Here is a 12,516-nt window from a genome sequence, read left to right on the forward strand (position 1 = left end):
GCGACGTTAAGAATCCGTATCTTCGAGTGCCCACACAGATTGTCTGATAAATTGTTAAAGAGCAGTTGCGACGCGCTTTAGCGCTCTGTCGCGAGATCCCGTATATTACGTTTTCCTCATTCAGAGTCAAGCATTTATTTTTGCTTTTCTCTGCGAGATTCTCAGTGGAACCCCGCTGACCCGGCGGCGTGTAATCCGTTGTTCCGTGTCAGTGGAGGCGCATTATAGGGAGTTATTTCAGGCTGACAAGGGGAAATTTAAAATAATCTTCCGAGTGCGTATTTTTTATTCTTTGTGCTTATTTTGACAACGTTTTGTGGGTTAATTGGGCGATTTCCCGCGCGAAATCCGCGACCTGTTCCCAATCGGTATACACCACTTCTTTATTGGTATCTGTTTCACCGCCTGACATCTTCATTATCAGTTGGATCATAACGCGGTCATACCAGCGATAGCGTGGATACAGCAAAGCGCCAGCAATAACCGCACTGCGATCAGGCCGCCACGGCGAACTCATCAGGAACTTACGCGCATAACTGTTAGTTTGCGGCGTGCGTTTCTCCGGTTTACGGGCAACCAGGTTTACGGAGTAGAAGGCACTCGGCATCGCGTTCAGCCGCGTGGCATGCTTTTTCACAAACTCCTGAAAAGCTGCATGGTAATGACCATAGCGAATCGAGGCGCCAATCACCACGCTGTCATAATTTTGCCAGTCAGGCTCCGCGGTACGATGCAAATTAACGACATCCGCCCAAACGCCCAGCTCTTTGAGTTCAGAAGCCAGATACTCGGCGATTTCACGCGTTTGTCCGTCCCGGGAAGAAAAAAGAATCAGTGTTTTCACGTGTTACTCCATTATTCACGCCAGAAAGTAGGGGTAAAGAGTACCAGCAGGGTAAAGACCTCCAGACGACCAAACAGCATATTGGCAATCAGGATCCACTTCGCCACGGGGTTCATACTGGCAAAGTTGTCGGCAACAACCCCCAGCCCTGGCCCCAGGTTATTCAGCGTCGCCACAACAGAGGCAAACGCGGAGAAGTCATCAACACCGGTCGCAATAATCGCCAGCATACTGATAATAAAGACCAGCGCATAGGCAGAGAAGAATCCCCACACAGCTTCAAGGATTCGCTCCGGCAAAGCACGGTTACCCAGCTTGATACTGTAAACCGCATTCGGGTGGACCAGTCGTTTCAATTCGCGGTTACCCTGCTTAAACAGCAACAGGATTCGAATCACCTTCAAGCCACCGCCCGTCGACCCGGCACAGCCGCCAATAAAAGCAGAACACAGCAACAGCACCGGCAGGAACAGCGGCCAGCGGGCAATACTGTCCGTAGTAAATCCGGCGGTCGTCGCCATTGATACCACCTGAAAAAAAGCCTGGTTGATGGTCGTGAGTGCCGAACCGTAGGTATTGTGTATCCACAGCACCAGCGTACAGACAGCCACCAGCGTCAGCTGCACCCCAATGAACATGCGGAATTCTGGATCGCGCCAGTAGACCTTCAGGCTGCGACCGCTGAGTAAAGAGAAGTGCAGACCATAGTTACAACCGGAGATCAGCAAGAAGATAGCAATAATGGTGTTAATCGTGGGACTGTCGAAATACCCCACGCTGGCATCGTGTGTGGAAAAGCCGCCGATGGCTATCGTAGCAAAGCTGTGCCCAATAGCGTCAAACGCGGGCATCCCGGCAAACCATAGCGCCAGCGCACACGCCACCGTCAGTAATACATAGATAAGCCACAGCGTTTTCGCCGTTTCGGCAATACGCGGACGCATTTTGTTATCTTTCAGCGGGCCCGGCATTTCTGCCCGGTAGAGCTGCATCCCGCCGACGCCAAGAATAGGCAGAATAGCCACCGCCAGCACGATGATCCCCATCCCGCCGAACCATTGCAGCATCTGTCGATAAAAGAGGATAGCGTGTGGCAATGAATCCAGCCCCACCAGCGTTGTCGCCCCCGTGGTGGTTAATCCGGAGAAGGATTCAAAAAAAGCGTCAGTTATCGTGAGGTTAGGGCTTTCCGCAAAGATGAACGGTAGCGCACCCACGCTACCCAGCACGGTCCAGAACAAAACGACAATCAGAAACCCTTCGCGCGATTTCAGCTCGCCCTTCTCTTTACGGTTTGGCCACCACAGCATGGAGCCGATCGCCAGAGCAACGAAGAAAGTTTGAGTAAACGCACGCCCTGCCCCATCGCGGTAGATGAGCGCTACCAGTCCGGGGATAATCATTGTCCCCGAGAATAAGATGACCAGTAGTCCAACGATTCGGGTGATGGCGCGAAAATGCATCTCTGCCGCTTCCTTAGTTCTTTAAAATGAGGTGGGGATTATTCTTCAATCGCTAACAATTGCAATGAACCCCGACTAAAATCCGCCAGTTTTGCCGAAAATTCATCCACTTTGGCATAAGGAAGCGCCACCCTGAGCCGAACAAAAGCCTGGTAATCACTGGCAACAACTTTACCGTCAAACTGCCCCAGCAAAGCTTCAATGCCTGCCAGCTGACCGTACTCACACTGCAAAGTATATTCGGTTAATGGCGTCTTGCGCTGCGTCGTTAACTGACGCAACGCCTGATTCACGCCGCCACCGTAGGCTTTCACTAGCCCACCCGTACCCAGAAGGATACCGCCGTAGTAGCGCACCACCACCGCGGTAATCTCACCGATGCCACTCCCCATCAGCTGCGCGAGCATCGGTTTGCCTGCCGTACCAGCCGGTTCGCCATCGTCTGAAAATCCCAGCTGCTGCGAGTCATTGGGCGCGCCCGCCACCCACGCCACACAATGGTGGCGGGCGTCCGGGTGTTCCATTTTGACTGACTCAACAAACGCTTTCGCCGCTTCTACGCCGTCCGTATGGGCGAGCAGCGTAATGAAGCGGCTTTTTTTGATCTCTTCAACGACGCTTACCGGCGCCGCAGGGATTAGCCAACTGTCCATTACGCCAGTTTTAAATCCCGTGTCATGTTTTCGATATTGTTCTCGTGGACCACCACGTTATCTTCAATACGAATACCGCCGAACGGTTTCAGGGCTTCAATTTTCTGCCAGTTGAAGTGTTTGCTGAACTGCCCTTCACGCCACGGCGCCAACAGCGATTCAATGAAGTAGATGCCCGGTTCGATGGTCAGGACCATGCCCGGTTGCAGCACGCGGGTGCAACGCAGGTAAGGATACTTCGACGGCGCGGCCAGATGCGTACCGCTGTCATCCTGCATAAAGCCAGCGACATCGTGTACCTGCAGGCCCAGCGGGTGACCAATGCCATGCGGCATAAACGGCCCGGTAAGATCGTTTTCCACCATCGCCTCTTCACTCATATCGGTGATGATTTGATGCTTACGCAGCAGCTTCGCGATGCGCTGATGGAACTGAATGTGATAATCCACGTAGCTGGTACCCGCTTTCATAGTGGCAATCAGCGCCAGTTGCTCGTCATTCACATCCTTCACCAGATGCGCATAGTCGTTGTCGCTTTTCGCCGACCACGTACGCGTCAGGTCTGCTGCATAGCCGTTGTATTCCGCACCGGCGTCCAGCAGGAAACTGCGGATTTCAGACGGAGCCTGATGATCCAGTCTGGTGTAATGCAGAACCGAAGCATGCTCGTTAAGCGCCACGATGTTGCTGTACGGCACGTCGGTGTCGCGATGACCGGTAGCAGTCAGGTAAGCGAGGTTGATGTCAAACTCGCTCATCCCGGAACGGAACGCTTCTTCCGCGGCACGGTGTCCATTCACCGCCATTTTCTGTGCTTCGCGCATACAGGCCAGTTCGTAATCTGTTTTGTAAGCACGATAATAATGCAGGTAGTCGATAACCCCTTTCGGGTTGATATTGCTGGCCGCGATGTCCAGCTGCAGCGCGCGTTCCGGAACCGGACCGATGTAACCGATATTGCCGCGAGCAGCAGGCAGCTGGCTACCGATACCATCAGCTTTTGGCAGCGCGATGATCTCAATTTCTTCCGTCCAGAAGGAGGTCGGCAGCGGCTCAACGTTGTGCCAGTAATCGACCGGCAGGTAGAACCACAATTTCGGCTTATTCACGCCATCCACCAGCAACCAGCAGTTAGGAACCTGCGTTACAGGCACCCAGGCTTTGAATTGCGGATTGACCTTAAACGGGTAGGGATGATCGTCGAGAAAGACGTTAACAAGTTCTCCTGAGTGAATAAGTAACGCATCCAGCTTGAAGCGCTCCAGCGCGTCGCGCGTCCGTTCTTGTAGGGTAACGATATGATTTTTATAGAGTGCGGCCAGTGATTCCATTTTCTATCCTTCTGTTTTTTTGACCTCAAGTGTCCGCATCTTAGCACATCGTTTTGTGAGTGCGTGATTTCTGCCGAGCGTGATCAAATCGTCATTTCTTTAATCATTCATTTGCATTTTATTAACATAAAACACACACTTCGATTCATCTGGTATGACCAGATCACCTTGCGGATTCAGGAGACTGACATGCTTTACAAAGGCGACACCCTGTACCTCGACTGGCTGGAAGATGGCATCGCCGAACTGGTGTTCGATGCCCCAGGCTCAGTCAATAAACTCGACACGGCCACCGTTGCCAGCCTGGGCCATGCGCTTGACGTGCTGGAAAAACAACCGAATTTAAAAGGGCTGCTGCTGCGTTCTAACAAAGCAGCCTTTATTGTTGGTGCCGACATCACCGAATTCCTTTCACTGTTCCTCGTGCCTGAAGAGCAGTTGAGCCAGTGGCTGCATTTTGCCAACAGCGTGTTTAATCGCCTGGAAGATCTGCCTGTTCCGACTCTCTCAGCGGTTAACGGCTATGCGCTGGGCGGCGGCTGTGAGTGTGTCCTGGCGACCGATTATCGTCTGGCTACGCCGGACCTGCGCATCGGCCTGCCAGAAACCAAGCTGGGCATTATGCCAGGCTTTGGCGGCTCCGTGCGTATGCCACGTATGCTGGGTGCGGACAGCGCGCTGGAAATTATTGCTGCGGGTAAAGATGTGGGTGCTGAGCAGGCGCTAAAAATCGGTCTGGTCGATGGCGTAGTGAAGCAAGACAAACTGCTTGATGGCGCGATCGCGGTATTACATCAGGCGATTAACGGCGACCTCGACTGGAAAGCCAAACGTCAGCCGAAGCTGGAGCCGTTGAAACTCAGCAAAATTGAAGCAGCAATGAGCTTTACCATCGCCAAAGGTATGGTGGCGCAGACGGCAGGTAAGCATTATCCCGCACCGATTACCGCGGTAAAAACCATTGAAGCAGCGGCCCGTTTTGGTCGTGAAGAAGCGCTGAATCTGGAAAATAAAAGCTTTGTTCCACTCGCGCACACCAATGAAGCCCGCGCACTGGTTGGAATTTTCCTTAACGATCAGTTCGTGAAAGCCAAAGCCAAAAAGCTCACCAAAAATGTTGAAGCGCCAAAGCAAGCGGCTGTGCTGGGCGCAGGCATTATGGGCGGCGGCATCGCTTACCAGTCGGCCTGGAAAGGCGTGCCGGTTGTCATGAAAGATATCAACGACAAATCATTAACGCTGGGCATGACCGAAGCGGCCAAGCTACTGAACAAACAGCTTGAGCGCGGCAAAATTGACGGTCTGAAAATGGCGGGCGTTATTTCCACCATTCATCCCACCCTCGACTATAGCGGTTTCGAGCGCGTGGACGTGGTAGTTGAAGCGGTCGTAGAAAACCCAAAAGTGAAAAAAGCGGTACTGGCGGAAACCGAAGATCAGGTTCGCCCGGACACTGTACTGGCTTCGAATACTTCCACCATCCCAATCAACGAACTGGCCAGCGCGCTTAAGCGTCCGGAAAACTTCTGTGGGATGCACTTCTTTAACCCGGTGCACCGTATGCCGCTGGTTGAGATCATTCGCGGCGAGAAAAGCTCGGATGAAACCATCGCTAAGGTTGTCGCCTGGGCAAGCCAGATGGGCAAAACGCCGATTGTGGTTAATGACTGCCCTGGTTTCTTCGTTAACCGCGTGCTGTTCCCCTATTTTGCCGGTTTCAGTCAGTTACTGCGCGACGGGGCGGATTTCCGCAAAGTCGACAAAGTGATGGAAAAACAGTTTGGTTGGCCGATGGGCCCGGCTTATCTGCTGGACGTGGTAGGTATTGATACCGCGCACCACGCGCAGGCGGTGATGTCCGCAGGCTTCCCTCAGCGTATGCAGAAAGATTATCGCGATGCGATAGACGCCCTGTTTGATGCTAACCGTTTCGGGCAGAAAAACGGTCTCGGATTCTGGCGTTATAAAGAAGACAACAAGGGCAAGCCGAAGAAAGAAGAAGATGCCACCGTTGACGATCTGCTGGCAGAGGTCAGCCAGCCGAAACGCGACTTCAGCGATGAAGAGATTATCGCCCGCATGATGATCCCTATGGTCAACGAAGTAGTGCGTTGCCTGGAAGAAGGCATTATCGCCAGCCCGGCAGAAGCCGATATGGCGCTGGTATACGGTCTGGGCTTCCCTCCGTTCCATGGCGGTGCGTTCCGCTGGCTGGATACGCTCGGCAGCGCGAAGTATCTCGATATGGCTCAGCAGTATCAGCACCTTGGTCCGCTGTATGAAGTTCCGGTCGGTCTGCGTGATAAAGCGCGCCATAACGAACCGTATTATCCCCAGGTTGAGCCAGCCCGCCCGGTTGGCAGCCTGAAAACGGCTTAAGGAGTCACAATGGAACAGGTTGTAATTGTTGATGCGATCCGTACCCCGATGGGCCGTTCGAAAGGGGGCGCGTTTCGGAACGTGCGGGCAGAAGATATCTCAGCACATTTAATGCGTAGCCTGCTGGCGCGTAATCCGGCGCTGGAGCCAACCGCGCTTGATGACATTTACTGGGGCTGTGTGCAACAAACGCTGGAGCAGGGTTTCAATATCGCCCGTAATGCCGCGCTGCTAGCGGAAGTTCCGCACTCCGTTCCGGCCGTCACGGTCAATCGCCTGTGCGGTTCATCCATGCAGGCGCTGCACGATGCGGCACGCATGATCATGACTGGTGATGCTCAGGCGTGCCTGATTGGCGGCGTTGAGCATATGGGCCATGTGCCAATGAGCCACGGCGTTGATTTCCACCCGGGTATGAGCCGCAACGTGGCGAAAGCCGCAGGGATGATGGGCCTGACCGCAGAAATGCTCTCCCGCATGCACGGCATCAGCCGTGAAATGCAGGACGCTTTCGCCGCACGTTCACACGCTCGTGCCTGGGCTGCAACACAGTCTGGCGCTTTTAAAAACGAAATCATCCCGACCGGCGGTCATGATGCCGACGGCGTGCTGAAGCAGTTTAACTACGATGAGGTTATCCGTCCGGAAACGACCGTTGAAGCGCTCTCCACCCTGCGCCCGGCGTTCGATCCGGTGAACGGAACGGTGACTGCCGGTACCTCTTCTGCGCTCTCCGACGGCGCAGCGGCGATGCTGGTAATGAGCGAAAGCCGCGCCCGTCAACTGGGTCTGACGCCGCGTGCCCGTATTCGTTCGATGGCTGTTGTCGGCTGCGATCCGTCAATCATGGGTTACGGCCCGGTTCCGGCCTCAAAGCTGGCGCTGAAAAAAGCGGGGCTCTCCACCAGCGACATCGGTTTGTTTGAGATGAACGAAGCCTTTGCCGCTCAGATCCTGCCGTGTATTAAAGATCTGGGGCTGATGGAGCAGATCGATGAGAAGATCAACCTCAACGGCGGGGCGATCGCCTTGGGTCACCCGCTGGGCTGTTCTGGGGCGCGTATCAGCACCACCCTGCTCAACCTGATGGAACGCAAAGACGTGCAGTTTGGTCTGGCGACGATGTGTATCGGGTTAGGTCAGGGTATCGCAACGGTATTTGAGCGAGTTTAATCAAAGCATGCCGGGGGCGCTTCGCTTGCCCGGCCTACGAAATGTTATCTCAAAGCCATTGGTGCCAGAACAAGGCGGCAAGCGAATGAATCCCGATGAGCTTACGTATAGTAAGTGATTCGGGTGAATGAGCGAAGCCAACACAGTTATGGTGCCAATGGCGAAGAGAGAAAGTTTAGTTGCCGTTCTTCCCGCCTGTCAGGGGCGGGTTTTTTATTTCCCTGAACTACCACGCACCACTAACTGCACCGGCAGCAGCAGATTCTCTTCCTGATTTTCTTCCAGCAGTAAACGCAGCGCTTCACGCCCCAGCTGTTTTTTATCAACCGCAATGGTAGTCAGCGGCGGATGTGACCAGGCCGCAGCATCGATATCATCAAACCCCACCAGCGCAAGATCTTCCGGGATACGTATACCCTGCTGCGCACACACCTGCTGAACAACCATCGCTGCCGCGTCGTTATAGGCAAAAATGGCATCGGGCGGCTCTGGCAGTCTGAGTAGCTCATTAACCGCATCCACCAGAGATTGCTCGGTATCCAGCAGCGGCGGCGCAACGACATCGTACTCTGGCGGCATTAGCAAACGGGCTTCATACAATGCCTGACGGTAGCCCTTTTCACGCTGACGGATGCTGTAGTGCGCAAGCGTACTGGCAAGAAAAGCAATGCGGCTGCGGCCTTGTGCAATCAGATGTTGCGTAGCCAGATAGCCGCCCAGAGTATTGTCAGGATTCACGCAAGGCAGTCCTGGCGCCCAGAGATCCACCAGCACCAGCGGCAATTTCATCTGTTGTAGCAGCCCAAGCAACTCAGGTTCAAAAAATCCCGCGCAGATTAGCGCATCAGGCTGGTGCAGCATTACCTGCTCACTCACTGCATCGCCTGGACCTATAGAGAGAAAGCTCAGCGCAACCCCCTTTTCGCGACACAGATCTTCTATCCCCAGCAGCAGCTGAGAGTAAAACGGTAAAGCCCGGCTGATATTGTGCTGGCGATGCAGTAAAAACAGGACACGTTTGATTTTGTCTGCGCGCAGGCGAGAAAAATCATAACCCTGCTGCTGCGCCACTGAAATAATGCGCTGCCGGGTCTCTTCACGCAGCCCCGGTTGCCCTTTTAGCGCGCGGGAAACAGCGCCAACCGAGACGCCACAAGCGTCGGCAATGTCTCTGATACGTACAGGTTTCGTCATTTCAGTCTCATGGATTTACTGTGGCTTGTTGCGCCCCCAGCCATGCTGCGCCGCGTACGCCGCTGCTGTCGCCGTGGCGGGCCTGAACGATCGGTGTGCGGCACTGTTTACCAAACACGTACTGCGCCACTCGCGCCTGTAAGCCTGAGTACAGTAAATCGATATTGGATACCCCGCCCCCCAGCACGATAACATCGGGATCGAGCATATTTACCACACTCGCCAACGCGCGAGCCAGTTGATCGCAATAGCGTTCCCATAACAAACAGGCGTCTGCATCACCCGATGCTACCCGTTGCATAATTTGTGGCACACCCATATGTTGCGCGGTGTGATTCATATACTGGCGCTCCAGGCCACTCCCCGAAATAAAGCTCTCAATACAGTTCAACTGTCCGCAATAGCATGTCACTTCAGCCCCGTCCCGAGATCCGTGGTAGCGCGGCAAGGCATTATGCCCCCACTCTCCGGCACAGGCGTTAGGGCCGGAGATCAACCGGTTCTCGATGCATAGACCACCGCCGCATCCGGTACCGAGGATCACGCCAAATACCACGCTATGCCCACGCCCACTACCGTCCATCGCTTCTGACAGGGTAAAGCAGTTGGCATCATTAGTAACGGGCACTGGCATTCCTAATGCACGCTCGAGATCTTGCGCAAAGGCCTGCTGATTCAGCACCAGAATGTTGGAATTCTTAATCAAACCTTCGCTATCCACCGCACCTGGCACCCCGACGCCAACCGATAAAGGCTGATTAATGGCCTGCATAGCCCTGGCTATCATCTCCGTCACGGCCTGGAAAAAATCACCGTAACGCTGCTTTGGTGTCGCGCATCGTTCGCGGTAAACAATTTCACCCGCGTTATCAATCACCACCGCTTCGATTTTAGTCCCGCCGATATCCAGTCCGAGCCTCATGATTTTTCCTCATTTGCATCTCACAATGTGATGCGGTTTAGCTTGCCTATTTTGTTTACTAAACACATGGAGAGCTGTCACAAAAACTCAATTTATGTTTGAGTGACGGACATATTATGTTTACTAAAAAATAATTATGATGAGAAAGAGAGGCAATGACGCCGGGCCTGCGCCCTGCTAGTTGGAAGACAGATGATTGATGGATGCGCCGGAAGGGCTCCGGCGCACAGCGCTTAAATGAACGCGAAAGCGTCGCCAAACAGGCGATCTTCACGCGCACTGCGTTCATTACAGAACAGATCGCGCGCGATTTTGGCCATTTCAAAACGACCGGCAATGTAGATATCGTGCTCAGCCAGGGTACCGTAATCCTGCAATACCGCCGTTAACACGGTTCCCGTACGACCACGCCAGCCGTCTTCTGGCTGTTCCACCACTGGCTCAACGCGCAGATTCGGGTGATTAACAGACAACGCTTCCAGTTCGGAGAGATCGTAGAGATGCTTCTCTTCGCGCCCACCCCAGTAAATGGTGATATCGCGGTTTGGATTACGCGCCAGCGCAGTAAGCAGAATGGAACGCACGTAAGAGAACCCTGTACCACCGGCAATCAGGATCAGCGGGCGCTCGTCTTCATCACGCAGCCAGGCTTCGCCATGCGGAATGTCGACCTTGATTTCCCGGTCTTTCAGAATGCGGTCCATCACAGCCATGGCATAAAGATTTAGCTCAGAGGCGCCAACGTGCAGCTCAATGAATCCTTGCTCGTCCGGCGTGGATGCCATGGAAAACGGACGCTTATCCCTTTCGTCCATCACGACCATTAAATACTGGCCAGCACGAAAGGAAAACGCCGCGTCTGGCACTAAACGAACGCGATATACGGTATCAGTGATAGCTTCTACCGAGGTCACTTTACAGCTTAAGGTTGTCATGCGCTCTCTCTGTCGGATCAATAGGCAAAACGATCGCGCCTCAGGCGCTTTTGCCGTCATTAAAGATGGCCAGTTCATCCCAAATTGCGTCAATACGCGCAGTTACTTCAGGATCTTTTTTAATCGGGCGTCCCCATTCGCGTTGGGTTTCGCCCGGCCATTTATTTGTGGCATCCAGCCCCATTTTTGAACCCAGGCCGGAAACCGGCGAGGCAAAGTCCAGGTAATCAATTGGCGTATTCTCTACCAGTACCGTATCCCGAGCCGGGTCCATACGGGTAGTAATTGCCCAAATCACATCATTCCAGTCGCGTGCATTGACATCATCATCGCAGACAATAACAAATTTGGTGTACATAAACTGGCGCAAAAACGACCAAACACCCATCATGACGCGTTTGGCATGACCAGCGTACTGTTTTTTCATCGTCACCACGGCCAGACGATATGAACAGCCTTCCGGAGGCAGGTAAAAATCGACGATTTCCGGGAACTGCTTTTGCAGAATAGGAACGAAAACTTCATTCAGCGCCACGCCAAGCACTGCGGGCTCATCAGGCGGACGCCCGGTATAAGTAGAGTGATAAATCGCCTCTTCACGCTGAGTAATGTGCGTGACGGTAAAGACCGGAAAGCTATCTACTTCGTTGTAGTAACCGGTATGATCGCCATACGGTCCTTCCGGGGCCAGCTCACCCGGTTCGATATACCCTTCCAGCACGATTTCAGCACTGGCGGGCACTTCCAGATCGTTGGAAATACATTTGACCACTTCGGTCTTGGTGCCGCGTAACAGCCCGGCAAATGCGTACTCGGATAATGTATCAGGGACGGGCGTCACGGCCCCCAGAATGGTCGCAGGATCTGCCCCCAACGCCACCGAAACCGGGAAGCGTTCGCCAGGATGCGCCGCACACCACTCCTGGTAATCGAGCGCGCCGCCGCGGTGGGACAGCCAGCGCATAATGAGCTTGTTTTTGCCAATCAACTGCTGGCGATAAATACCCAGATTCTGCCGCTCTTTATGTGGGCCACGCGTTACGGTTAGCCCCCAGGTAATCAGCGGTGCGGCATCTTCCGGCCAACAGGTCATAATCGGAATACGGTTTAAATCGACGTCATCACCGGAGTAGATTTTTTGCTGACAAGGCGCACCGCGCAACCGCTTAGTCGGCATGTTCAGCACCTGCTTAAACTGCGGCAGCTTATCAAACAGATCGCGGAATCCTTTCGGTGGCTCCGGCTCTTTCAAAAACGCCAACAGTTTACCGACTTCCCGTAGTGCCGAGACATCTTCCTGCCCCATCCCCATCGCAACACGCTTCGGTGTGCCAAACAGGTTACACAGCACCGGCATTGAATAGCCTTTAGGATTCTCAAACAGTAACGCAGGCCCGCCAGCACGTAGGGTGCGATCGGCAATTTCAGTAATTTCCAGGTGGGGATCCACCTCAAGCGAAATGCGTTTGAGCTCGCCCTGCTGTTCAAGCAGCGTCAGGAAGTCGCGTAAATCGTGATATTTCATGGCGTCCATTGTGGCCTCTTCGTAAGCGCTTCATTATACGGCGTTCATCATTGTGATGCTGTATTTTTGTTAAATTAGCGTGAACTCTGGCGATACA

10 protein-coding genes are annotated in these 12,516 nt (G+C 53.7%); 2 read left to right on the forward strand and 8 right to left on the reverse strand.

The genetic code is table 11. The features are described from left to right. Nucleotides 1–298: 298 nt before the first annotated feature. The 4 genes from hemG to pepQ are packed head-to-tail and all read right to left on the reverse strand — an operon-like array spanning nucleotide 299 to nucleotide 4,291. Entirely contained in the window at nucleotides 299–844 is a 546-nt protein-coding gene (gene hemG / locus ABIE10_RS22495) for a menaquinone-dependent protoporphyrinogen IX dehydrogenase (RefSeq protein WP_016155152.1), read from the reverse strand. 11 nt (nucleotides 845–855) lie between these two features. Beyond that, complete coding sequence (gene trkH, locus ABIE10_RS22500; RefSeq protein ID WP_003017848.1) at nucleotides 856–2,307, reverse strand: Trk system potassium transporter TrkH; 1,452 nt, start codon at nucleotides 2,305–2,307, stop codon at nucleotides 856–858. A gap of 38 nt (nucleotides 2,308–2,345) precedes the next feature. Further along, complete coding sequence (locus ABIE10_RS22505; protein WP_047499555.1) at nucleotides 2,346–2,960, reverse strand: IMPACT family protein; 615 nt, start codon at nucleotides 2,958–2,960, stop codon at nucleotides 2,346–2,348. Beyond that, complete coding sequence (gene pepQ, locus ABIE10_RS22510; RefSeq protein WP_016155150.1) at nucleotides 2,960–4,291, reverse strand: Xaa-Pro dipeptidase; 1,332 nt, start codon at nucleotides 4,289–4,291, stop codon at nucleotides 2,960–2,962. Before pepQ ends, ABIE10_RS22505 begins: the two co-directional genes overlap by 1 nt. Before the next feature lie 189 nt (nucleotides 4,292–4,480). Between pepQ and fadB the strand changes: the two genes are divergently transcribed. Both fadB and fadA read left to right on the forward strand, forming a co-directional pair. Continuing rightward, the gene (fadB, locus tag ABIE10_RS22515) at nucleotides 4,481–6,670 is read left to right on the forward strand and encodes a fatty acid oxidation complex subunit alpha FadB (RefSeq protein WP_115191173.1); all 2,190 of its coding nucleotides are present in this window, start codon (nucleotides 4,481–4,483) and stop codon (nucleotides 6,668–6,670) included. A gap of 9 nt (nucleotides 6,671–6,679) precedes the next feature. Continuing rightward, a complete protein-coding gene (gene fadA / locus ABIE10_RS22520; RefSeq protein ID WP_429157122.1) occupies nucleotides 6,680–7,843 on the forward strand; it encodes an acetyl-CoA C-acyltransferase FadA in 1,164 nt (387 codons plus the stop codon). 213 nt (nucleotides 7,844–8,056) lie between these two features. On the opposite strand, the gene ABIE10_RS22525 is transcribed toward fadA, so the two are convergent. From ABIE10_RS22525 to ubiD, 4 genes are all read right to left on the reverse strand, one after another. Next, complete coding sequence (locus ABIE10_RS22525; RefSeq protein ID WP_016155147.1) at nucleotides 8,057–9,037, reverse strand: LacI family DNA-binding transcriptional regulator; 981 nt, start codon at nucleotides 9,035–9,037, stop codon at nucleotides 8,057–8,059. Between the two features lie 7 nt (nucleotides 9,038–9,044). Further along, entirely contained in the window at nucleotides 9,045–9,959 is a 915-nt protein-coding gene (locus ABIE10_RS22530; RefSeq protein WP_019078422.1) for an ROK family protein, read from the reverse strand. Nucleotides 9,960–10,192: 233 nt separating this feature from the next. Then, entirely contained in the window at nucleotides 10,193–10,894 is a 702-nt protein-coding gene (fre, locus tag ABIE10_RS22535; protein WP_003828903.1) for an NAD(P)H-flavin reductase, read from the reverse strand. A 40-nt stretch (nucleotides 10,895–10,934) separates the two neighbouring features. Further along, nucleotides 10,935–12,428: a 4-hydroxy-3-polyprenylbenzoate decarboxylase gene (gene ubiD, locus ABIE10_RS22540; protein WP_016155145.1), complete on the reverse strand. Its 1,494-nt coding sequence runs from the start codon at nucleotides 12,426–12,428 to the stop codon at nucleotides 10,935–10,937. Nucleotides 12,429–12,516 lie beyond the last annotated feature (88 nt).

The organism is Citrobacter sp. 506, from assembly GCF_050434985.1.
Lineage (GTDB): Bacteria > Pseudomonadota > Gammaproteobacteria > Enterobacterales > Enterobacteriaceae > Citrobacter > Citrobacter braakii.